Below are 23,251 nucleotides of genomic sequence, written 5' to 3'. Positions count from 1 at the left end.
ATGATGACAAGCAAACAAAACCAAGCCTCATTATGGGCGGTCGGACTCATGCTGTTTGCCCTGTTTTTCGGCGCAGGCAACCTCATCTATCCCGCGTATCTAGGCCAACAGGCGGGAGAAAACTGGCTGATTTCCATGCCCGGCTTCTTATTGACCGGCGCAGGCCTGCCGCTATTGGGCGTAATCGCCATTGGCTACTCGGGTTCCCGTGATGTCGAAGCACTCGCCTCGCGTGTCGCCCCCTGGTACGGCATAGCGTTTGCCGCCTCCCTTTACCTTGCCATCGGCCCGCTGTTCGCCCTGCCCCGGACGGCGACGGTTTCCTTTGAAATCGGCGTTTTACCGCTGATCGGCAACCTTCCCCCGAATATGGCTCAGGCAGTATTCAGCCTGCTTTTTTTCGGCCTGGCCTACTGGCTTTCGATGTCTCCGGGCAAATTGGTTGACCGCATCGGAAAAATCCTGACACCCGCACTCCTGCTGACCATCGCTGTATTGGTCGGTTATGCCGCACTCAACCCCATCGGTGCACCGCTTGCCGCACAAGGCGATTTTGCCGTCCGCCCGATGATTAAAGGCATTTTGGAAGGCTACGGCACGATGGACGCCCTCGCCTCGCTCGTCTTTGCCATTATCGTTATCGACGCCGTCCGCGCCATGGGTGTCGACAACCGTTCGGACCTGCTGAAAACCACCGCCACATCAGGCCTGATGGCTGCAGGCTGCCTTGCTGCGGTTTACCTGCTGATAGGCTATATGGGGGCGACCAGTGTGGCGGGAATCGGTTTGCAAGAAAACGGCGCGCTGGTATTGTCGAAATCGGCACAATACTATTTCGGGTTGGGCGGCAACCTGCTGCTGGGCGTTATCGTACTGCTTGCCTGCCTAACCACCGCTGTCGGCTTGGTTACCTCATGCGCCGAATATTTCAACCGCCTCTGTCCGGGCATTTCCTACAAAACCTTCGTCATCATCAATACGCTGGTTTCCATCGTCTTGGCAAACAAGGGGCTGTCAGCCATCCTGCAGATTTCCGTCCCCATGCTCATGCTGCTTTATCCGCTGACCATCGTACTCATCCTGCTGACCCTGACCGACAGGCTGTTCGGCGGCAGCCGCATCGTCTATTTCTGCACCATGATGCCCGCACTAGCGATCGGCCTGCTCGATGCCTACAAAACCGCCTTCGGTTTCAGCGAAACGGCAGCAAAAGCCATCGACAAAGCCCTTCCCCTATACAGCATAGGACTGGGTTGGATTATTCCCTCTTTAACCTGCTTTGCCTTAGGCTGCCTGCTCAATGCGGCCGTAAGGAAAAAATCCTGAAACCATGCCGTCTGAAAGACCTTCAGACGGCATTTTCGGTACACAGGGCAAATGTGATGTGTTCTAATACGTCCTAAGCCGCCACCAGAAACTGGGAGAACCGCCACATGACAGGCATCATACATTCACTTCTTGACACCGACCTCTACAAATTCACTATGCTGCAAGTGGTTCTGCACCAGTTTCCGCAGACACACAGCCTTTACGAATTCCGATGCCGCAATGCCTCAACTCCCTATCCGCTTGCCGATATCAAGGAAGACTTGGAAGCCGAACTTGACTCACTCTGCCAACTGCGCTTCACCCATGACGAACTCGGCTACCTCCGCAGCCTGCGCTTCATTAAAAGCGATTTCGTCGACTATCTCGAACTCTTCCAGCTCCAACGCCGCTTTGTCGAAGTCGGCACCGATGCCGAAGGCCGTCTGAACATCCGTATCGAAGGCCCCATGATTCAAGCGATGTTTTTTGAAATCTTCATCCTTGCCATTGTCAACGAACTTTACTTCCGCCGCTTGGAAACACCTGCGGTCATAGAAGAAGGCGAACGCCGGCTTCAAGCCAAAGCCGCACGTCTGAAAGAAATAGCCGCCACACAGAATCCGGACGATCCGCCCTTCCTGATTTCCGACTTCGGCACACGTCGCCGCTACAACCTCCCATGGCAGGAACACGTCATCCGCACCCTGCTTGAAGCCGCCCCCAGCATCGTACGCGGGACCAGCAACGTTTATCTCGCCAAAAAACTCGGCATTACCCCCATCGGCACCATGGCGCACGAGTTCCTGCAGGCATTCCAGGCCCTCGACGTACAATTGCGGAATTTCCAAAAAGCCGCGCTTGAAAGCTGGGTACACGAATACCGCGGCGACCTCGGTATCGCATTGACCGACGTGGTCGGCATGGATGCCTTCCTGCGTGATTTCGACCTTTATTTCGCCAAGCTCTTCGACGGTTTGCGGCATGACAGCGGAGACCCCTACGAATGGGGGGACAAAGCCTATACGCACTATAAAAAACTCAAAATCGACAGCCGGACCAAAATGCTGACCTTCTCCGACGGGCTGGATATCGACCGATCTTGGGCTTTACACCAATATTTCAAAGACCGCTTCAAAACCAGTTTCGGAATAGGCACCAACTTGACCAACGATATGGGGCATACGCCTTTGAATATCGTGTTGAAACTGGTCGAATGCAACGGTCAGTCCGTCGCCAAGCTCTCCGATTCCCCCGGAAAAACCATGACCAACAACAATACCTTCCTTGCCTACCTGAGGCAGGTATTCGGCGTTCCCGCTGTACAAACATCCTAATCCCCGGCAACAATCCCACAATTTCTATTGCTGCCGCATAAATTCTTTTAAAATACCGCCTGATTTAAATTTAACCGAAAGACCGAACTTCATGAACCTACACCAAACCGTCGAACACGAAGCCGCCGCCGCCTTTGCCACCGCAGGCATCGCCGACAGCCCTATTGTTTTGCAGCCGACCAAAAATGCCGAACACGGCGATTTCCAAATCAACGGCGTGATGGGTGCGGCGAAAAAAGCCAAACAAAATCCGCGCGAATTGGCGCAAAAAGTGGCCGAAGTATTGGCGGGCAACGCCGTGATTGAAAGCGCGGAGGTAGCTGGCCCGGGCTTTATCAACCTGCGCCTGCGTCCTGACTTCCTCGCTCAGAACATTCATGCTGCCTTAAACGACGCGCGTTTCGGCATAGCAAAAACCGATAAGCCGAAAACCGTCGTTATCGACTATTCCTCGCCCAATCTGGCGAAGGAAATGCATGTCGGCCACCTGCGTTCCAGCATCATCGGCGACAGCATTTCGCGCGTGTTGGCATTTATGGGCAACACTGTCGTCCGCCAAAACCACGTCGGCGACTGGGGTACGCAGTTCGGCATGTTGGTCGCTTATTTGGTCGAGCAGCAAAAAGACAACGCCGCGTTTGAGCTGGCGGATTTAGAGCAATTTTACCGCGCCGCCAAAGTGCGCTTTGACGAAGATCCAGCCTTTGCCAACACCGCACGCGAATACGTTGTGAAACTGCAAGGCGGCGATGAAACCGTGTTGGCGTTGTGGAAACAGTTTGTTGATATTTCGCTCTCGCACGCTCAAGCCGTTTATGACACGCTGGGCTTGAAACTGCGCCCCGAAGATGTGGCGGGCGAATCCAAATACAACGACGATTTGCAGCCCGTGGTCGATGATTTGGTTCAAAAAGGTCTGGCGGTCGAAGACGACGGCGCGAAAGTCGTGTTCTTGGACGAATTCAAAAACAAAGACGGCGAACCTGCCGCATTTATCGTGCAAAAACAAGGCGGCGGCTTCCTCTACGCCTCCACCGATTTGGCGTGTCTGCGCTACCGCATAGGCCGTCTGAAGGCCGACCGCCTGCTGTACGTCGTCGACCACCGCCAAGCCCTGCACTTTGAGCAACTCTTCACCACTTCCCGCAAAGCCGGCTATCTGCCTGAAGATGCAAAAGCCGAGTTTATCGGCTTCGGTACCATGATGGGCAAAGACGGCAAACCGTTCAAAACACGCAGCGGCGACACCGTAAAACTGGTTGACCTGCTGACCGAAGCCGTCGAACGCGCCACCGCTTTGGTGAAAGAAAAAAATCCCGGATTGGGTGCGGACGAAGCCGCTAAAATCGGCAAAACCGTCGGCATCGGCGCAGTCAAATATGCCGACTTGAGCAAAAACCGCACCAGTGATTATGTGTTCGACTGGGACGCTATGCTTTCGTTTGAAGGCAACACCGCCCCCTACCTGCAATATGCCTACACCCGCGTGCAAAGCGTGTTCCGCAAAGCCGGTGAATGGGACGCAACCGCACCGACTGTTTTGACCGAACCGCTGGAAAAACAGCTTGCCGCCGAGCTTTTGAAATTTGAAGACGTACTGCAAAGCGTAGCGGACACGGCGTATCCGCACTACCTCGCCGCCTACCTCTATCAAATCGCTACCTTGTTCAGCCGCTTCTACGAAGCCTGCCCGATACTCAAAGCCGAAGGCGCAACCCGCAACAGCCGTCTGCAACTGGCGAAACTCACCGGCGATACGCTGAAACAAGGCTTGGATTTGCTGGGCATCGATGTGTTGGACGTAATGTAAAACCGCACCGCCCGATTGCGGACAACAGCCCCGCAATCAACCGGCGGAGCATCCTCATCCGAATCTGAAAAAAAGCGGCGCGATACACCGTATCCGCCCCCTTCCCAAAATGCGAAACAGACAAACGCCAAGCAAGCAAGCAAGCAAGCAAGCAAAAAATTATAACCCCCTCCCTGCCGACGCACGCACTTTCCGCGCGGCGCATTCCCCTTTTCCCGCCACTCAAACCCGCCTTTTCTTCAGGCAGGGTTTCAGCCCGCCCCCTTTCCCTGTTTTCCTTTCCCCGACACGCGCGCGACCCCTGCCGCACCGTGCCGCATTTTCGCGCCCGGACGGCATCGGTCTGTCATCCGGTTCTCTGTTTCAAATACCCCTGTTTCAGAAAGAAATGCAGATGTTTCAACACACAGGACGACATATAAAGCACCGCCCTATGTGTTGCCCTGATTTGGAAGGGGTTGCGCCTCCCAAATAAAGTCTGATCCTGCCGCCCCGAAGGACAGATGTCCGAGTGGCGAAGTTTCAACCGAAAAGGAAATACGATGAATATTCACACCCTGCTCTCCAAACAATGGACGCTGCCGCCATTCCTGCCGAAACGGCTGCTGCTGTCCCTGCTGATACTGCTGGCCCCCAATGCGATGTTTTGGGTTTTGGCACTGCTGACCGCCACCGCCCGCCCGATTGTCAATTTGGACTACCTTCCCGCCGCGCTGCTGATCGCCCTGCCTTGGCGTTTCGTCAAAATTACCGGCGTATTGGCGTTTTGGCTGGCGGTTTTGTTTGACGGGCTGATGATGGTGATCCAGCTCTTCCCTTTTATGGACCTCATCGGTGCTATCAACCTCGTCCCCTTCATCCTGACCGCCCCCGCCCCTTATCAGATAATGACCGGGCTGTTGCTGCTGTATATGCTGGCGATGCCGTTTGTGTTGCAGAAAGCCGCCGCCAAAACCGACTTCCGACACCTTGCCGCCTGTGCCGCCGTCGTGGCGGCAGCCGGCTATTTCACCGGCCATTTGAGTTACTACGACCGGGGGCGGATGGCCAATATCTTCGGCGCAAACAACTTCTATTACGCCAAAAGTCAGGCGATGCTCTACACCGTCAGCCAGAATGCCGACTTTATTACCGCCGGCCTGGTCGATCCCGTCTTCCTCCCCTTGGGCAATCAGCAGCGTGCCGCCACGCATCTGAACGAGCCGAAATCTCAAAAAATCCTCTTTATCGTCGCCGAATCTTGGGGGCTTCCGGCCAATCCCGAACTTCAAAACGCCACTTTTGCCAAACTGCTGGCGCAAAAAGACCGTTTTTCAGTTTGGGAAAGCGGCAGTTTTCCCTTCATCGGCGCGACGGTCGAAGGCGAAATGCGCGAATTGTGCGCCTACGGCGGTTTGCGCGGGTTTGCACTGCGCCGCGCGCCCGACGAAAAATTTGCCCGCTGCCTCCCCAACCGTTTGAAACAAGAAGGTTACGCCACCTTTGCGATGCACGGCGCGGGTAGTTCGCTTTACGACCGCTTCAGCTGGTATCCGAGGGCGGGCTTTCAAGAAATCAAAACCGCCGAAAACCTGATCGGTAAAAAAACCTGCGCCATTTTCAGCGGCGTGTGCGACAGCGAGCTGTTCGGCGAAGTGTCGGCATTTTTCAAAAAACACGACAAGGGACTGTTTTACTGGATGACGCTGACCAGCCACGCCGACTATCCCGAATCCGACATTTTCAACCACAGGCTCAAATGCACCGAATACGGCCTACCCGCCGAAACCGACCTCTGCCGCAACTTCAGCCTGCACACCCAATTTTTCGACCAACTGGCGGATTTAATCCAACGCCCCGAAATGAAAGGCGTGGAAGTCATTATCGTCGGCGACCATCCGCCGCCCGTCGGCAACCTCAATGAAACCTTCCGCTACCTCAAACAGGGGCACGTCGCCTGGCTGCACTTCAAAATCAAATAACAACAATGCCGTCTGAACGCACCAACAGCCTTCAGACGGCATTTTGCAGACAGACCGACCCTTCAAGCCCACTTTTTTCATCATCTCCGATAAATTGCTTTGTATAGTGGATTAACAAAAACCAGTACGGTGTTGCCTCGCCTTAGCTCAAAGAGAACGATTCTCTAAGGTGCTGAAGCACCAAGTGAATCGGTTCCGTACTATTTGTACTGTCTGCGGCTTCGTCGCCTTGTCCTGATTTTTGTTAATCCACTATAAGAATCCAAAAATCCAAAATCACAGGAAGTTATCAAAAAAAAACAGAAACCATCCGCCATCATTCCCGCGCAGGCGGGAATCCAAAGCCACGGGAATTTATCGGAAAAACCGAAACTTCTCCGCCGTCATTCCCGCGAAAGCGAGAATCCAAAGCCACGGGAATTTATCGGAAATAACTGAAACTCCTCCGCCGTCATTCCCGCACAGGCGGGAATCTAGGTCTGTCGGTGCGGAAACTTATCGGATAAAACGGTTTCTTCAGATTTTACGTTCTGGATTCCCACTTTCGTGGGAATGACGGGATGTAGGTTCGTAGGAATGACGTGGTGCAGGTTTCCGTATGGATGGATTCGTCATTCCCGCGAAAGCGGGAATCCAAATCCGGAAACCGCAGAAATTTATCGGAAAAACCGAAACTCAAAAACAACGGAAACCGAACGGACAGGATTCCCGCCTGCGCGGGAATGACGGCTCATACATCACCCAAAAAAATTGAAACCAAACAAATGGGATTCCCTCTTGCGTGAGGCTGACAGATGCCGTCTGAAAGGCTTTCAGACGGCATAGGGCGTTTTCTCTTTGAATGTAAATTTGCCACAAAAAAGCCGCCTCAAATGAATACCGGGGCAGCTTTTTGTTGATATGATTCCAATCAGCGGTGTTGCGGATTGTAACGTTTTTCCAAACGCAGGAATATCCAGCCTAAGAAAGTCGTCATCAGAAGATAAATCAGGGCGACGGTGTAAAGCGGTTCTTCATAAACCGAGTACCGGCCCGTAATCGTTTTCTGAACATAGGACAACTCCGGCACGGCAATGACCGACAGCAGCGAGCTGTCTTTCAAGAGCGTGATGAACTCGCTTGCCAAAGGCGGCAGCATACGGCGCAATGCCTGCGGCAGAATCACATAGCGCATCGCCTGCGGATAAGTCATACCCAAAGAACGCGCCGCCTCCATCTGCCCTTTGTCTATAGACTGGATGCCCGCGCGGAAAATCTCACAGATATACGCCCCCGAGTTGGCGATCAGTGCCAAAGAACCGGCAATCAGCGGGCCGTATCCGCGACGCAGCTCGACTGCCGCCTCGCCGCTGACCAAAATGCCGTCTGAAGGATGGACGAAAAACAGAAACCACACATACGCCCAAATCACAATCTGCACAAACAGCGGCGTACCCCGGAACAGGGTAACGTACAACAGGGAAAACTTACGCAACGCCCACGCCAGCGCGCGCATCGGCGCACCGGCTTTTTCCAAGTGAATCAGGCGCGCCAACGCCAACAACAGCCCCAATACCGAACCACCCGCCGTTGCCACGACCGTCAACCCCAAGGTTACCAGTGCGCCGTAAAGGAACATCCAGCGGTATTCGTAAATAATGTCAAAACGAAAATCCATATACCGTCCGTATCAAAAATCGGCGGAACTGCCGCCGTTTACAAACAATCCGCCATTTTACCGTAAAAACCGCCGCCTGAACTTTTTTATCGCGGCAGACGGCGGTTGCGCGTTTCCGCAAAAATGCCGGACGCGCGGTTTTCAGACGGCATTTGCCGTTCAAAGCCGTGCGGTGTCTTTACCAAATGCCCAACCATTCGCCCACGGAATCCATCCAATCCTTATTGCCCCCGCCGTTCCCGCCTGCCCGGCGGTACGCCCACGGCGCTTGCGGATTTTTAGCTTTCCACAATCCTTTGCGTTCCCTTTCCGCCTGAATTTGAGCGTCGGCATAGTCGGCAAAATCCGCCTTATCCTGCTGTTCTTTAGCATAACTTTTATAATGCCACGCCGCCCCATCCTGCACCTGCATCAGGTTCAAATCGGTTTTGCCGACAGAAACCTGCGCCACTTCGCGCTGATAGCGGTCGGTATCGAACACGCGCACGCTGACTTTCCTGCCTTCCGCCGCCGTACGCAGGTTGTCGCGCGAACGCGTGCCGTAAGCCTGTTTCATCTCCGGTGCGTCGATATACGCCATACGGATTTTGTGTTTCGCGCCGTCGCCGTCGATGACGTGCAGGGTGTCGCCGTCATAGACTTTAGACACCGTGCCTGTGTAGCTGCGGCCGGATTTCGCCGATGCTCGGCGGCGAGCGGGCATTTCGTACCTACCCGCACCCTCCTCTACACCCAATTCATTCAGTACGGCAATACCGGTACGGACAAGCTCGCTGTCGTATCCCGTATAACCCAACGCGCCCAAAAGCGACAGGGCGACGGGAAGCCATTTCATGATTTTTTTAATCTGCATATTTTTCAAATGCCGATGCCGTCTGAACATATCGGAACCGGATTTCAGACGGCATCTTAACGTCAGGATTACCCTTGGCAGGGATAGATGACTTTCGCTCCCTCTTCCGTACCTAAAATCAACACATCGGCGGCATCGCGGGCGAATATGCCGTTTTCGAGCACGCCGGTGATTTTGTTGATTTCGTCTTCCATCGTCAGCGGTTTGTCGATATTCAAGCCGTGGACATCGACGATTTGGTTGCCGTAAAACGTGGTGTAGCCGATACGCAGTTCGGGCTGTCCGCCCATAGCGAGCAGGCGGCGCGACACGAGCGAACGCGCGCTTTCGACGACTTCCACAGGCAGAGGGAATTTGCCCAAACGTGAAACATATTTGCTTTCATCCGCAATGCAGACGAATTTTTCTGATGCGCTGGCGACAATTTTCTCGTTGAGGTGCGCGCCGCCACCGCCTTTAATCATTTGCAGGGCGTGGTTCACTTCATCCGCACCGTCGATATAGACCGCCAAACCGGACACTTCGTTCAGGGAAACGACGGGAATATCATATTGGGCAAGCAGTTCGCTGGATTTTTTGGAAGTAGATACCGCGCCTTTGATTTTTTTGCCGCTCTTACCCAAGGCTTCGATGAAAAAGTTGATGGTCGAGCCGGTACCGATGCCGATATATTCGTTTTCGGGTACGAATTCGACTGCTTTTTCGGCGGCGATGCGCTTGAGTTCGTCTTGTGTCGTCATATTTTTGTCCTTTGGGAAACCGTATCAACAAACAGCCGCCATCTTAACATTTTTTTGCACGTCCTGCCCGCCGCGTTCAAATCCGTACCAGCAATACCGCCGCCTGCGCCTCTATGCCTTCCATGCGCCCGAGATAACCGAGTTTTTCGTTGGTTTTGCCTTTGATGTTGACGCACGAAATATCGATACCCAAATCGGCGGCGATGTTGGCACGCATTTGCGGAATGTGCGGCGCGAGTTTGGGTTTCTGTGCAATCACGGTCGTATCGACATTGACCGCCTGCCAACCCTGCGCCTGAACGCTTTGATACGCCGCACGCAAAAGGGCGCGACTGTCCGCATCTTTGAACTCTGCGGCGGTGTCGGGGAAATGGCTGCCGATATCGCCCAAACCTGCCGCACCGAGCAGCGCGTCGGTAACGGCGTGCAGCAGCGCGTCGGCATCGGAATGTCCGAGCAACCCTTTTTCAAATGGGATTTCAACTCCGCCAAGTATCAGCTTTCTGCCTTCGGTCAGTTGGTGGACATCGTAGCCCTGTCCGATACGGATGTTCGTCATCGTTTGTGTTCCTGATGGTTTGATTAAATTTCAGACGGCATCGAGCAGCAGCCTGACGATGTATGCGTCCTGCGGCTGCGTCAGTTTCAAATTGCGCGCGTCGCCCTGTATCAGTAGCGGACGCACACCCAATTTTTCCACGGCGGACGCTTCATCGGTAATGCCTTCCAAGTTTTCCGCAGCCAATGCGTGGCACAGCAGCCCGGCGCGGAAAAGCTGGGGCGTTTGCGCCTGCCAAAGCCCCGAACGGTCGACAGTTGCACTGATTTGTCCGCCTTCTGCGCGCTTGAGCGTATCGGCAACGGGAATTGCCAAAATTCCGCCTTCGGCAGCGTTGCCCGCCTGTTCTATCAACCGCGTCAGGGCTTCAGACGGCAGGCAGCATCGGGCGGCATCGTGTACCAGAATATTGTCGGTTTCCGCCGCCAAACCGGTTTCCAACAGTTTTGCCACACCGTTTCGAACAGTTTCGGCGCGGGTCTGTCCGCCGTTTTTCCACACCCGAACCTGTGGAAATGCCGTCTGAACCTTATCGGCAAACGTGTCTTCTGGCGAGACGACAACGACGGTCAAATCGACGGCCTCATGCCGTTCAAAAATCCCAATCGTATGTTCTAAAACGGTTTTGCTTCCGATTTCGACATACTGCTTGGGTTTGTCCGCACCGAAACGCGCCCCGATGCCCGCAGCGGGAATCAGGGCAATATTTTTGCGTTTCATGCGTTTTCCCCGCCGTTTTCAGACGGCACGGCTTCCTTACGCCAAATACAGGCTTCGCCCAAGCCGTCCAAATATTGCCCGTGTTCCGCCAACTCGTTTTCGTCCGCCCTGATGACTTTCAGTTTGCCGCTGCGTTTGGTTTCGGTATGCGCCACGGGTTTGGTTTCCATTTTTTCCTCTGCGACCGCACCCATCAGGTCGAACTGCCGCCGCGTCATAGCAAGATAGACCTCGCCCAAAAGCTCGCAGTCAATCAGCGCGCCGTGCAGGACGCGCTTGCTGCGGTCAACGGAAAAACGGTTGCACAGGGCATCCAGGCTGGCTTTCTGCCCGGGGAACATTTCGCGCGCCATCGCTAGGGTATCGGTAACGGTACAGCCGAGTTCCTCGACAGTCGGCAGCCCCATCCGGCGAAACTCCATATTGAGGAAGCCCACGTCGAATTTGGCATTATGGATAATCAGTTCCGCACCACGCAGAAAATCGGCAATCTGCCTGCCGACCTCTGCAAACGGCGGCGCGTTTTTCCCTTCCAAAACCTCTATCGTTAAACCGTGGACGCGTGCCGCCTCTTCGGGCATATCGCGCTCGGGGTGGACATAGAGGTGTAGGTTTTTGTCGGTCATTTGGCGGTTGACCATTTCCAGACCGGCAAACTCGACCAAGCGGTCGCCGCCGTCGGCATACAGGCCGGTGGTTTCGGTATCGAGGATGATTTGGCGTTGAATCATGTCTGCTTCTTTCTTCAAATTTTCCATCTGCTGACTATTTTTTAGGCAGCGTATTTTTCTGTTTTCATTTCAATGCACAAACCCACTTATTCACAGTGTGTTCACAACATTGGACAGGCGGATTGTGTATTTTGGGGACAATGTTTTCAGACGGCATTTACCGTTTTTCCCCGATTGCCGCCGCGCCTAAAAACCGCCTTTCGCGCTTAATCAAAAATACCGCCAACGGAATATTGCCCAAGGCGACAATCAGATACAGCAGTGAAATGCTGTCAAACAAAAACAGCAGTACCGCGCTCAAAACGGCGGCGGAAACCATAAAGATACCGTTAATGATATTGTTGGCGGCAACAGCGTGGGCACGGAAAGTCTCGCTGCTGGCAGTTTGCAGCCAGGTATAGAGCGGAACGGAGAAGAAGCCGCCGAAAAAGCCGATCAGCATCATCACCAGCATGACGGGGTATGCCCATCCTTGCGACAGGAACCAGAAAATGCCGTTCAGCCCTTCAAAACGATGACCGTGCGTCAGCCACACCAAAACCAGGCCGCAAACCGTCAAACCGAACGCACCAACCGTTACCCAAGCCAACATCAGCCGTTCTCTGCTGAACTTGGCACACAGTACCGAACCGGCGGCAATACCGATGGAAAACAAAGCAAGCATCAGGTTAAAAACATTGTCGTTGCCGCCCAAATGGATTTGGGTAAAGGTCGGCAGTTGCGTAGTATAGACCGCGCCGACAAACCAAAACCACGAAATACCGATAATGGCGGTAAAGACGGGTTTGTACCGCACCGTTTCACGAAGCAGGGATTTTGTACCCCGGACAATATTCCACTCGATTTGGGTATCGACAGCCTTGGCGGGTACGGACGGCATAAGCAGGCTGCCGGCCGTGCCTCCGACGGCGACCAGCAAAACCAGTATCCCGACAATATAAGGCGGCGCACCTGCCACCGCAGTCCCCAGTATCTGACCGAACAGGATGGCGATAAACGTACCGGATTCAATCAGGCTGTTGCCCATAATCAGCTCGTTGTCGTCGAGATAATCGGGCAGGATGGCGTATTTCAGCGGGCCGAACAGCGTCGATTGCGCGCCCATGCAAAACAGGCAGAGTAAGAGCAGCGGGGCAGACCGGATATAAAACCCGTATGCCGCCACTGCCATAATGATGATTTCCAGCACCTTAATCCAGCGTGCCAAAACAGCCTTGTCGAATTTGTTGCTCAACTGTCCCGACAGTGCAGAAAACAGGAAATACGGCAGGATAAACAGCAATGCACCCAAATTCAACATCTGTCCGGCAGGCAGGAAGCCGTTTTTTCCCAAACCGTAAAAGCTGATCATCACAAACAGCGCGGTTTTGAACACATTGTCGTTGAACGCGCCGAGAAACTGCGTGCCGAAAAGCGGGGCGAAACGGCGGCTTTTGACCAGTCCCAAACCGCCTTTTTTAGCGTCCATCGTTTTCCTTCTCTTTTTCAACCAGTTTACTTGTCGAATCATCATCCATCAGAATGCGGTGCGCCGGCCCTTCCAAGTCGTCAAACTGTCCGTTTTTACCCGACCACCAGAAAAACCAGCCGATAACAAATGCCAAAATAATGCTGATAGGTACCAGAATAAACATACTTTCCATCACACCGCTCCGGTCAGGTCGGTCAGAATAAAAGTCTGCCCCGACACGTTCAAATACTCATTGCGTAAAGTCCCTACAGCCGCTTCGTCAAAAAACAGCTCGATACGGTCTTTGACGACACGCCAATATTGGGGAATTTCCGTCTGGGCAAACGGAGAAAGGACATGGTTGCCCGCCCCATCTTCCAATTTAACGGCAAAACGTCCGCTCTGCGGCCGTGCTTCCGATTCGTCGTCGGCAAGCAGGATGAAGAAGCCTATATGCTGTCCCGATTGGGTATGGATACTGAAATAATGCATAAATTCCCCACCCGCCTTTTTCAGACGGCATCAACTAAAAACAGGGCAAATGTACCAGTTTGGACGGGAAGAATGCAAAGAAATTCTCCCTCCCACAGCCGAAAACACCGGCAAACCCCATATTTCCCCTTATCCGTCAAAAAATTACGCATTCCTCCATTTTCACGCAAACGCCCGATTAAGCCAAGCAATTGCAAAGATTTTTTGCTAGAATAGCCTGCTTCTTTTATCAACCGTTTCAGACGGCCCCACTACTTTCCCGTCAAGGAAAGCAAAATGGATTCGGCACGGGACTTGGTTAGTATCCGGGTCCGACCCCCATGCCGTCTGAAACTTTCCGGAGTAAGAAAATGTCCCAAAAATTAATCTTGGTTTTGAACTGCGGCAGCTCGTCCCTCAAAGGCGCGGTCCTGGATAACGGCAGCGGCAAAGTCCTGCTGAGCTGCCTTGCCGAAAAACTCAACCTGCCCGACGCGTACATCACATTCAAAGTAAACGGCGAAAAACACAAAGTCGACCTGTCTGCCAAACCCGACCACACCGGCGCAGTTGAAGCCCTGATGGAAGAACTCAAAGCCCACGGCCTCGACAGCCGCATCGGTGCCATCGGACACCGCGTCGTCAGCGGCGGCGAACTGTACAGCGAATCCATCCTCGTTGACGACGAAGTCATTGCCGGCATCGAAAAATGCATCCCGCTCGCCCCCCTGCACAACCCCGCCCACCTCTTGGGTCTGCGTGCCGCACAAAGCATTTTCAAAGGTTTGCCCAACGTCGTCGTATTCGACACCGCCTTCCATCAGACTATGCCGGAACACGCCTACAAATACGCCATTCCGCAAGAATTGTATGAAAAATACGGCCTGCGCCGCTACGGCGCGCACGGTACCAGCTACCGCTTCGTCGCCGACGAAACCGCGCGCTTCCTCGGCAAAGACAAAAAAGACCTGCGTATGGTCATCGCCCACTTGGGCAACGGCGCGTCCATCACCGCCGTCGCCAACGGCGAATCGCGCGACACCAGCATGGGTCTGACCCCGCTGGAAGGACTGGTAATGGGTACGCGCAGCGGCGACATCGATCCTTCCGTATTCGGCTTCCTCGCCGAAAACGCCAATATGACCATTGCCCAAATCACCGAAATGCTGAACAAAAAATCCGGCCTGCTCGGTATTTCCGGCCTGTCCAACGACTGCCGCACCATTGAAGAAGAAGCCGCCAAGGGGCATAAAGGCGCGAAATTGGCCTTGGATATGTTTATCTACCGCCTTGCCAAATACATCGGCAGCATGGCGGTTGCCGCAGGCGGCTTGGACGCACTGGTCTTTACCGGCGGCATTGGCGAAAACTCCGAAATCATCCGCGAGCGCGTACTCGGCTACTTGGGCTTCCTCGGTCTGAAAGCCGACCACGAGGCCAACCTGAAAGCACGCTTCGGTAACGCAGGCGTAATTACGACTGCCGACAGCACGGCCGTTGCCGTTGTGATTCCGACCAATGAAGAATTGATGATTGCACACGATACCGCCCGTTTGAGCGGTCTGTAAGGTTTTATCCGCACGCGAACTGCCTCCGGAAACGGAGGCAGTTTTTTTATAGTGGATTAACAAAAACCAGTACGGCGTTGCCTCGCCTTAGCTCAAAGAGAACGATTCTCTAAGGTGCTGAAGCACCAAGTGAATCGGTTCCGTACTATTTGTACTGTCTGCGGCTTCGTTGCCTTGTCCTGATTTTTGTTAATCCACTATATCCGGCTTTCCATACTGAAACAGCACTGCCTCTTTTCAGACGTTGCGGTTGCAGCCGCCTACCTGAATCTTGATAATTGACTATTTTTTAATCATGTTATTATTTTCCATAAAATACATGGCATTAAGATGTTTTTCCACAAAAGATACACACACCGGCAAACACCGGCTGTGTTTATCTTTTCTTATGCCTATTTTTTAATCATCGTATTTTTATCTTTTAATTTCAATACGCAAACTAACTTATACACACGGTTTTCACATCTTTGGACTGCTTCCGTGTGTATAGTGGATATTGCCGTTTTCCTTTCTGACAAAAATGCCGTCTGAGAACTTCAGACGGCATTTCCAACATCGGTATTCAGCGGTTCTGCTCATACCATTCGACAAACTTGTCGGCTTTGACAAAACCCAGCAGCGGCTCGCTGCGGCTGCCGTCGGCGCGGACGACAAACACGCCCGGCGGCCCGAACAGACCGTATTCTTTCAACAACGCCTGATGTTCGGGCGTATTGGCGGTTACATCGATTTGGAAAAAGCGTTCCATATCGACCGCATGATGCACTTCCGGCTGATTGAGCGTGTATGCCGCCATTTCTTTGCAGGAAATGCACCAGTCGGCATAAAAATCCAAAACGACGGGTTTGTCGGGATGTTCTTTCAACGCCGTATCCATCGCTGCCTTCAACGCGGCAGTATCGGCAAACATTTTGCCGTGTTCCGAATATTTGCCTGCTTCGGCCGGGGGATTGAGGGTCAGGAAATGGTGCAGCGCGGTCGTTTTGCCGTTTGCGCCCTGCCAGCCGAACCACGCGCCGCCTATCAGCAATATACCGCCCAATGCGAATGCCACAGCTTTCGGACGGCGTTTCTGCCTGCGTCCGTTGACCAGCAGCATAAAGGCGGGAACCAGCATCAGCAGCGTGTACAGAGCGACGACGAGATAATAGGGCAAATGCGGCGTGGCGAGGTAAACGGCGACGGCTAGCAGGATGAAGCCGAATGCGTATTTGACGGCATTCATCCAATCGCCAGCCTTAGGCAGGATATGCCCGCCGAACGTGCCGATGGCAATCAGCGGCACTCCGGTGCCCAACGCCAAAGTGTAAAGTGCCAAACCGCCCAAAACCGCATCGCCCGTCTGACCAATGTAGCCCAAGGCAAATGCCAGCGGCGGGGCGACGCACGGCCCGACAATCAGCGCGGACAGAATGCCCATAATAAAGACGGAAACGATTTTACCGCCTGAAAGTTTGCTGCTCTGGTTTTGGAAATACGACTGTACGGCGTTGGGAAGCTGGATGTTGAACAGCCCGAACATAGACAGTGCCAAGACGACCATCAAAGCCGATGCCGCCAACACGACCCAAGCCTGCTGCAACCATACGGTCAGCAGCGCGCCCGTCAGTCCGGCAACAATGCCGACCAGCGTATAAGTCAGAGCCAAACCCTGAACATAAACGACGGACAGCACAAACGCCCGCGCCTTGCCCGCCTTTTTGTCACCGACCACGATACTGGAAACAATCGGCAACAGGGGATACATACAGGCGGTAAAACTCAGACCCAAACCGGCGAGAAAAAACGCCAACAGGTTGGCGTTGAGCGTATCCCAAGACAGCTTGAAACGGCTGTCGCCGCCCTCGTCCCCCTTCGGGGGCGGCAACGCCCCGCTGCCGTTTGGGGCGGAAGGCTGCAAAAAGCGGGCTTTGGCTGATGCCGGTTCGTCGGTTTGCGGATGGTAAGTGCCGTTGCCGGAAATATCAAACTCGGTATCCACGGGCGGATAGCACACGCCGGCTTCGGCACAGCCCTGATAGGTCAAAACCAATTTATACGGTTCGCCGACAGCCTTTGCATAAGGAAAGGCAACCTGCGCTTCGTGATGGTAAACCGTCTGCCTGCCGAAAAACTCGTCTTCCTTCTCTTCACCCTTGCTGAAAGAAGGCTGTCCCAACAAATCCGCCGGATCGGTCTTGCCGACGATTTTCGCCTGATACATATAGTACCCGTCGGCAATCTTGAAACGGACGTTCACACCGTCGTCGGCAACGGCAAGCTCCGGCACGAATGCCTTTTCCGGCGGCAGCAGTTCGTTCGCATCCAGCGCGAAAGCCCGTCCGCACAACATCAAAAATACGGCGAACAGGCAAATCAGTTTTTTCATAATCGAATCCGTTTCAGACAAATAATTTGTCCATATTATAAAAGGTAAGGTTGACGGTAAGATTTAATTTATGTAAAACCCCCATTGTCCCAGCCTATACGCATTTTTTGCCGAACACATTATGTACGATGTAAACACCCACGATGTCCGCCGCTTTTTCGCCCGCGTGTGGCAGCAGCGGCTCAATCCGCTGCAACTGAGCGCACTGGAACAGAAAGCCCTCCGCATTGTCGAAGCCCATCCCGAATACCACCGCTATCTCGAACGCATCGAAGACCATCTGGACACCGACTGGCTGCCCGAAAACGGCGAAAGCAACCCCTTCCTGCATATGTCGCTGCATCTGTCCGTCCAAGAACAGGCGGGCATAGACCAGCCGCACGGCATACGCGCAATCCACGACACCCTGTGCGCCAAACGCGGCTGGCCGGAAGCCGAGCACGAAATGATGGAGGCACTGGCGGAAACACTGTGGACGGCGCAACGCTACGGCACCGGTTTGGATGTCAATTTCTACATGACCCGACTGCGCAAACTCATCGGCTTGGGTGCAGAGGATCGAGCCAGGTTGAACCCGCATGAAATCGCCTGACCATACCGACCGCCTGCAAAATGCCGTCTGAAGCGGAACAACCCCTTTCAGACGGCATTCATTTTCCCCAAATCATTTCCACAACGCGCGTTTCAGCATAATCAACCAATCCTTCTTATCCAAAACCGGACGTTGTGCAAACACATCGTAGCCGCACGCGTCCAGTTTCTGCAAAATCAACTGCGCCCCCAACACAATCATACGGAGTTCCAAACCGATACGCCCTTTCAATTCGCGAGCCAAAGGCGAACCCGCCTTCAGCATACGGAATGCGCGCCGGCACTCATACGCCATCAGCCGCTGAAATGCCGCATCCGCCCGTCCTGCCGCAATCTGTTCCTCAGAAACGCCGAATTTCAACAAATCGTCCTGCGGGATATAAACCCTGCCCTTTTGCCAATCCACAGCCACATCCTGCCAAAAATTCACCAGTTGCAAAGCCGTACAAATGCCGTCGCTTTGCGCCACGCACACCGCATCCGTTTTCCCGTACAAAGCCAGCATAATGCGTCCGACAGGGTTGGCGGAACGCCGGCAATAATCGGCCAGCTCGCCGAAATGCGCGTACCGTGTTTTGACCACGTCCTGCGAAAACGCCGAAAGCAAATCATAAAACGGCTGCAAATCCAAACCGAACGGCACAACGGCCTCGGCATCCAATCGTGCAATCAAAGGATACGCCGACCGGCCGCCCGATGCCAACACGTCCAACTCGCGCCGCAAACCCTCCAACTTCGCCAACCTGGCTTCAGACGGCATACTGCCCTCGTCCGCCATATCGTCCGCCGTCCGTGCAAACGCGTACACCGCATGAACCGGCTTCCTCAACCTGCGCGGCAAAATCAGCGAACCGACGGGAAAATTCTCATAATGCCCAACCGACATACCTTCTCCATCCATCAAACAAAATGCCGTCTGAAACGGAACAAACCCTTTTCAGACGGCATCAGATACCTCCAAGCTGCCGGCAATCAGTGGTGGTGATGACCGTGCGGACCGTGGACATGACCGTGTGCGATTTCCTCATCGGATGCATCGCGCACGCTTTCAACCGTAGCCTTAAAGCGGATTTTCATGCCTGCCAAAGGATGGTTGCCGTCCACCACCGCCTTGCCGTCGGCAACATCGGTTACACGATAGACGACAACATCGCCGGTTTCAGGATCGTCGGCTTCAAACATCATGCCGACTTCGACTTCAACAGGGAACACACCCGCATCTTCAATACGGACCAACTCCGGATCCTGCTCGCCGAACGCATCGTCGGGCGAAAGTACCACATCGACCGTATCGCCGGCATCCTTGCCGTGCAACGCCTCTTCCACCAAAGGGAAAATGCCGTCGTAACCGCCGTGCAGATACGCAATCGGTTCTTCGGTTTTGTCCAAAAGCTGATTGTTGGCATCATACATCTCATAATGCAGCGAAACCACGGAATTCTTCACGATAGCCATATTTGTCCTTTCAGGAACAGCAGATTGATTACAGGCGCATTCTAACACAACCGCCGCGCCGGCCGATTACCGTTAACCTGTTCATAAACTGTACGGCACATATTTCAATGTAAATTTTTGTTATTTTATTGCAGTGTAACTTTTTTACAACATTCTCAAAAACCATTCCGACCTGTCTGCCGACTTCCCCAATCCGCCTTAATAAATCATACAAGATACTGAATTATATTAATCTCTATAATATTCATCCCTATCGATTTTTTAACAGCAAAACCGTTTTACAGGATTTATCAATCCGCCCGGCGGAAAAACTTTTCATTCAAACCTGCTTTCCCATTTGCACACCGTTGCAATCCCCTATTTCGTGGTGCATAATTACGCAAAATTCAGCAATGAATTTTCAACTTGGTTTGTAATGATGGTCGATAATGACTGTTTTACCCTAATTTGATTTAAATTGATTTTAAAGGTTACTAAAATGAAAACATCCCTGTTTGCCGCTGCTTTGTTGTCTTTGGCCCTGGCCGCCTGCGGCGGAGAAAAAGCCGCTGAAGCACCTGCTGCCGAAGCACCTGCTGCCGAAGCACCTGCCGCTGAAGCTCCTGCTGCTGAAGCTTCCGCTACCGAAACTCCTGCCGCTGAAGCTCCTGCTGCTGAGGCTTCCTCTACCGAAGCTCCCGCTGCTGAAGCACCTGCCGCTGAAGCTCCTGCTGCCGAAGCTGCATCTGAAGCTGCAAAATAAGCATTTTCCGCTTGCAAAAAAGCAGGATACGTTCAGTATCCTGCTTTTTTGACTTTTCAGACGGCATCAGATTCCCTTCCTCAATCTCCTCCCTACCCTTCCGACAAACATGCTTGACCTGCATACCGAATTTTCCCGACTCCTGCCGGCAGATGAAATTGCCGAACCTTCTCCGACGCTTTTAAAAGACCGGCGCAACCGCTTTACGTCTGCACCAGACATCATTTTGCAGCCGCGCAGCGTTGAAAGCGTGCAAACCATTATGAGTTTCTGCCACAAACACCGTATTCCGGTTACGCCGCAAGGTGGCAATACCGGTTTGTGCGGCGCGGCAGTATCGGAAAACGGCGTATTGCTGAACCTTTCCAAACTCAACCGCATCCGCAGCATCAATTTGTCAGACAACTGCATAACCGTCGAAGCAGGTTCCGTACTCCAAACCGTCCAACAGGCAGCCGAAGCCTCAAACAGGCTGTTTCCACTCAGTCTCGCCAGCGAAGGCTCGTGCCAAATCGGCGGCAACATCGCCTGCAATGCCGGAGGTTTGAACGTATTGCGTTACGGCACGATGCGCGACCTGGTTATCGGTTTGGAAGTCGTCCTCCCCAACGGCGAACTGGTTTCCCATCTCCATCCCCTGCATAAAAACACCACCGGCTACGACCTGCGCCATCTGTTTATCGGCAGTGAAGGCACACTGGGCATCATCACTGCCGCCACGCTCAAGCTTTTTGCCCGTCCCTTGGACAAGGCAACGGCATGGGTCGGCATTCCCGACATCGAATCCGCCGTCCGCCTGCTGACCGAAACCCAAGCGCACTTTGCCGAACGCTTATGCAGTTTTGAACTGATCGGCCGTTTCGCATCCGAATTGTCTTCCGAATTCAGCAAACTCCCCCTGCCGACACATTCAGAATGGCATATTTTACTTGAGTTGACCGACTCATTGCCCGACAGCAATCTTGATGATCGGCTTGTCGAATTTCTTTATAAAAAAGGATTTACCGACAGCGTGTTGGCACAAAGCGAACAAGAACGTATCCATATGTGGGCGTTGCGCGAAAACATCTCCGCATCGCAACGCAAACTGGGCACCAGCATCAAACACGATATTGCCGTTCCTATCGGGCGCGTTGCCGACTTTGTCCGCCGGTGTGCCAAAGATTTGGAACAGAATTTCAAAGGCATACAAATCGTCTGCTTCGGACATCTGGGCGACGGCAGCCTGCACTACAATACTTTCCTGCCCGAAATCCTCAGCAATGAAGTCTATCGTTACGAAAACGACATCAACAGCACAGTCTATTGCAACGTTCTTGCCTGCAATGGTACAATTGCTGCCGAACACGGCATAGGTATCATCAAAAAACAGTGGCTGGACAAAGTACGCACACCTGCCGAAATTGCCCTGATGAAAAGCATCAGGCAGCATCTCGACCCGCACTGCATCATGAATCCGGGCAAACTTCTTCCATAAATAACTGATTTAGAATGAAATTATAGGAAATATCATGGGAATGACGGCAACCTACCAACTGGTCGATAATGAAAAACTGGCTCTGCTTAAAAATACCGATACCGAATGGCAAGAATTGTTTGAAGAACTGGAAGATTTGGAGGATGAGGCTACCGTCTGCCTCGACATTGATAAAATGTGGGATGTTTTACATTTTGTACTGACCGGAACAAGTGCAGAAAATCCCTTAAAGGGCAATCTGTTATCCGAATCAATCGTCGGAACGGCACCCATTTCGGACGGCGACGGATACGCCGCTTATATCGAATCCGCCCAAATCCATGAAATCGTCTCAGCTTTGGAAGGCTTCGACATAAAAAGCGCAATGGAGCATTTCAGTATGCAGGTGTGCAAAGAGCATCATATCTACCCCGACATTTGGGATTATGAAGATGAAGTTGATGATATAAAAGAAGAAATTACCGACTGCTTTTACAAAATCGGCAATTTTTACAAAACCGCCCGGCATTCAAATAGCAATGTACTGGTCAGCATTTACTAAATATATTTCAAATATCACGGAAACTTTAATGAAGACAAAGTACGGAATCGCACTCAAGGAAACCTAGGTATTTCAAGCCGGGAGACCATCATGAGTAAAAGTTACAGAAAACACCCCTTTTCCCCTATAACCACGGCAGTCAGCGAAAAACAGGACAAACGTCTAGCCAACCGGAAACTACGGAGAATAGCGCGCGAATGTCTGAAACAAGGAAAAGAACCACCCCACCATATCAGGGCAATCAGCAACGTTTACGATTTCGCCAAAGACGGGCATTTCCGTTTTTCCGCTTCCCGTCATCCGCATCTTTTACGCAAATAGAAAACAGGGCAACCACCCTGTTTTTCCGTTTCGTATTTCAACACCATTGTTCAAACAACCATCAGACGGCATTGTTCAAATGCCGTCTGAAACCGCATCCCCATTAGCGCGTATGCTTAATCAACCGCTGTTTCTCGCGTTTCCAATCCGCCTCTTTCATACTCTGGCGTTTGTCGTGCTGTTTCTTACCTTTTGCCAAACCGATTTCCATCTTGATTTTTCCGCGCGAAAAATGCAAATCCAGCGGCACGATAGTGTAACCGGCACGTTCGGTTTTTCCGATTAATTTGTTGATTTCCGATTGTTTCAACAAGAGCTTGCGCGGGCGTGTGGCATCAGGCTTGATGTGTGTCGAGGCTGTGGGCAACGCAGTAATATGGCAACCGACCAAATAAAACGCGTCTTTTTTCCAATAAATATAACTCTCTTTAAGCTGTACGCGTACAGCACGGATCGCCTTGACTTCCCAGCCTTCCAATACCAAACCGGCTTCAATCCGGTCTTCAATGAAAAAATCGTGAAATGCTTTTTTATTGTTCGCAATAGCCATAAACATCCTATCAATATCCGCCGTCAGACGGCATAAACCCGAAA

General features: G+C 52.8%; 23 protein-coding genes. 9 read left to right on the top strand and 14 right to left on the bottom strand.

What is annotated here, in order from left to right; genetic code table 11:
• The 4 genes from brnQ to Q3O12_RS05680 all read left to right on the top strand — a co-directional run bounded on the left by brnQ (position 1) and on the right by Q3O12_RS05680 (position 6,413).
• Positions 1-1,326 (top strand): branched-chain amino acid transport system II carrier protein, encoded by a 1,326-nt coding sequence (brnQ, locus tag Q3O12_RS05695; protein ID WP_301669698.1) that lies wholly within the window; start codon positions 1-3, stop codon positions 1,324-1,326.
• 107 nt (positions 1,327-1,433) lie between these two features.
• The gene (gene pncB / locus Q3O12_RS05690; RefSeq protein ID WP_301669697.1) at positions 1,434-2,642 is read left to right on the top strand and encodes a nicotinate phosphoribosyltransferase; all 1,209 of its coding nucleotides are present in this window, start codon (positions 1,434-1,436) and stop codon (positions 2,640-2,642) included.
• A 91-nt stretch (positions 2,643-2,733) separates the two neighbouring features.
• The gene (gene argS / locus Q3O12_RS05685) at positions 2,734-4,452 is read left to right on the top strand and encodes an arginine--tRNA ligase (RefSeq protein ID WP_301669696.1); all 1,719 of its coding nucleotides are present in this window, start codon (positions 2,734-2,736) and stop codon (positions 4,450-4,452) included.
• Between the two features lie 542 nt (positions 4,453-4,994).
• On the top strand, positions 4,995-6,413 hold the full coding sequence (locus tag Q3O12_RS05680; protein ID WP_164728412.1) for a sulfatase-like hydrolase/transferase: 1,419 nt from the start codon (positions 4,995-4,997) through the stop codon (positions 6,411-6,413).
• A gap of 910 nt (positions 6,414-7,323) precedes the next feature.
• Here the strand turns inward: Q3O12_RS05680 and Q3O12_RS05675 are convergent.
• The 10 genes from Q3O12_RS05675 to Q3O12_RS05630 all read right to left on the bottom strand — a co-directional run bounded on the left by Q3O12_RS05675 (position 7,324) and on the right by Q3O12_RS05630 (position 13,615).
• Entirely contained in the window at positions 7,324-8,070 is a 747-nt protein-coding gene (locus tag Q3O12_RS05675; protein WP_301669695.1) for an amino acid ABC transporter permease, read from the bottom strand.
• On the bottom strand, positions 8,054-8,233 hold the full coding sequence (locus Q3O12_RS05670; RefSeq protein ID WP_301669694.1) for a hypothetical protein: 180 nt from the start codon (positions 8,231-8,233) through the stop codon (positions 8,054-8,056). Before Q3O12_RS05670 ends, Q3O12_RS05675 begins: the two co-directional genes overlap by 17 nt.
• Positions 8,234-8,248: 15 nt before the next feature.
• Positions 8,249-8,923 carry a thermonuclease family protein gene (locus tag Q3O12_RS05665; protein ID WP_301669693.1) on the bottom strand — a complete coding sequence of 225 codons (675 nt, stop codon included), beginning with the start codon at positions 8,921-8,923 and terminating at the stop codon, positions 8,249-8,251.
• Positions 8,924-8,991: 68 nt separating this feature from the next.
• Complete coding sequence (gene rpiA / locus Q3O12_RS05660) at positions 8,992-9,663, bottom strand: ribose-5-phosphate isomerase RpiA (protein WP_301669692.1); 672 nt, start codon at positions 9,661-9,663, stop codon at positions 8,992-8,994.
• 76 nt (positions 9,664-9,739) lie between these two features.
• Positions 9,740-10,222 (bottom strand): 2-C-methyl-D-erythritol 2,4-cyclodiphosphate synthase, encoded by a 483-nt coding sequence (gene ispF / locus Q3O12_RS05655; protein WP_013448730.1) that lies wholly within the window; start codon positions 10,220-10,222, stop codon positions 9,740-9,742.
• Positions 10,223-10,252: 30 nt separating this feature from the next.
• Complete coding sequence (gene ispD / locus Q3O12_RS05650; RefSeq protein WP_301669691.1) at positions 10,253-10,942, bottom strand: 2-C-methyl-D-erythritol 4-phosphate cytidylyltransferase; 690 nt, start codon at positions 10,940-10,942, stop codon at positions 10,253-10,255.
• Positions 10,939-11,673 (bottom strand): DNA polymerase III subunit epsilon, encoded by a 735-nt coding sequence (dnaQ, locus tag Q3O12_RS05645; RefSeq protein WP_196960610.1) that lies wholly within the window; start codon positions 11,671-11,673, stop codon positions 10,939-10,941. The genes ispD and dnaQ overlap by 4 nt, the downstream gene beginning before the upstream one ends.
• A 157-nt stretch (positions 11,674-11,830) precedes the next feature.
• Positions 11,831-13,141 (bottom strand): MFS transporter, encoded by a 1,311-nt coding sequence (locus Q3O12_RS05640; RefSeq protein ID WP_301669690.1) that lies wholly within the window; start codon positions 13,139-13,141, stop codon positions 11,831-11,833.
• On the bottom strand, positions 13,131-13,316 hold the full coding sequence (ccoS, locus tag Q3O12_RS05635; protein ID WP_003751268.1) for a cbb3-type cytochrome oxidase assembly protein CcoS: 186 nt from the start codon (positions 13,314-13,316) through the stop codon (positions 13,131-13,133). The genes Q3O12_RS05640 and ccoS overlap by 11 nt, the downstream gene beginning before the upstream one ends.
• The gene (locus tag Q3O12_RS05630) at positions 13,316-13,615 is read right to left on the bottom strand and encodes an HLGFF motif protein (RefSeq protein ID WP_211709470.1); all 300 of its coding nucleotides are present in this window, start codon (positions 13,613-13,615) and stop codon (positions 13,316-13,318) included. Before Q3O12_RS05630 ends, ccoS begins: the two co-directional genes overlap by 1 nt.
• Before the next feature lie 350 nt (positions 13,616-13,965).
• Between Q3O12_RS05630 and Q3O12_RS05625 the strand changes: the two genes are divergently transcribed.
• Positions 13,966-15,162, top strand: a complete 1,197-nt coding sequence (locus Q3O12_RS05625) for an acetate kinase (RefSeq protein ID WP_301669689.1) — start codon at positions 13,966-13,968, stop codon at positions 15,160-15,162.
• Between the two features lie 562 nt (positions 15,163-15,724).
• Here the strand turns inward: Q3O12_RS05625 and Q3O12_RS05620 are convergent.
• Entirely contained in the window at positions 15,725-17,530 is a 1,806-nt protein-coding gene (locus Q3O12_RS05620) for a protein-disulfide reductase DsbD (RefSeq protein WP_301669688.1), read from the bottom strand.
• Between the two features lie 121 nt (positions 17,531-17,651).
• On the opposite strand from Q3O12_RS05620, the gene Q3O12_RS05615 reads away from it, so the two are divergent.
• Complete coding sequence (locus Q3O12_RS05615; RefSeq protein ID WP_301669687.1) at positions 17,652-18,122, top strand: DUF1841 family protein; 471 nt, start codon at positions 17,652-17,654, stop codon at positions 18,120-18,122.
• A gap of 72 nt (positions 18,123-18,194) precedes the next feature.
• Here the strand turns inward: Q3O12_RS05615 and hpnC are convergent, their stop codons facing one another.
• The gene (hpnC, locus tag Q3O12_RS05610; protein WP_301668205.1) at positions 18,195-19,007 is read right to left on the bottom strand and encodes a squalene synthase HpnC; all 813 of its coding nucleotides are present in this window, start codon (positions 19,005-19,007) and stop codon (positions 18,195-18,197) included.
• An 86-nt stretch (positions 19,008-19,093) separates the two neighbouring features.
• Positions 19,094-19,576, bottom strand: a complete 483-nt coding sequence (locus Q3O12_RS05605) for an FKBP-type peptidyl-prolyl cis-trans isomerase (RefSeq protein WP_101130028.1) — start codon at positions 19,574-19,576, stop codon at positions 19,094-19,096.
• 478 nt (positions 19,577-20,054) lie between these two features.
• Here Q3O12_RS05605 and Q3O12_RS05600 point away from each other — a divergent pair, with 478 nt between their 5' ends.
• The 3 genes from Q3O12_RS05600 (at position 20,055) to Q3O12_RS05590 (ending at position 22,336) form a co-directional block, all read left to right on the top strand.
• Positions 20,055-20,318 (top strand): hypothetical protein, encoded by a 264-nt coding sequence (locus Q3O12_RS05600; RefSeq protein WP_301669686.1) that lies wholly within the window; start codon positions 20,055-20,057, stop codon positions 20,316-20,318.
• A gap of 109 nt (positions 20,319-20,427) precedes the next feature.
• Entirely contained in the window at positions 20,428-21,795 is a 1,368-nt protein-coding gene (locus Q3O12_RS05595) for an FAD-binding oxidoreductase (protein WP_301669685.1), read from the top strand.
• Positions 21,796-21,829: 34 nt separating this feature from the next.
• Positions 21,830-22,336: a YfbM family protein gene (locus Q3O12_RS05590; protein ID WP_301669684.1), complete on the top strand. Its 507-nt coding sequence runs from the start codon at positions 21,830-21,832 to the stop codon at positions 22,334-22,336.
• 424 nt (positions 22,337-22,760) lie between these two features.
• On the opposite strand, the gene smpB is transcribed toward Q3O12_RS05590, so the two are convergent.
• On the bottom strand, positions 22,761-23,207 hold the full coding sequence (gene smpB, locus Q3O12_RS05585) for an SsrA-binding protein SmpB (protein WP_301669683.1): 447 nt from the start codon (positions 23,205-23,207) through the stop codon (positions 22,761-22,763).
• Between the last annotated feature and the right edge of the window lie 44 nt (positions 23,208-23,251).

Origin of the sequence: Neisseria benedictiae, assembly GCF_958267435.1 — a bacterium.
Taxonomy (GTDB): domain Bacteria; phylum Pseudomonadota; class Gammaproteobacteria; order Burkholderiales; family Neisseriaceae; genus Neisseria; species Neisseria bergeri.
Note: the sequence above shows the minus strand (reverse complement) of the source record. Positions and strands in the feature narration are given on the sequence as shown.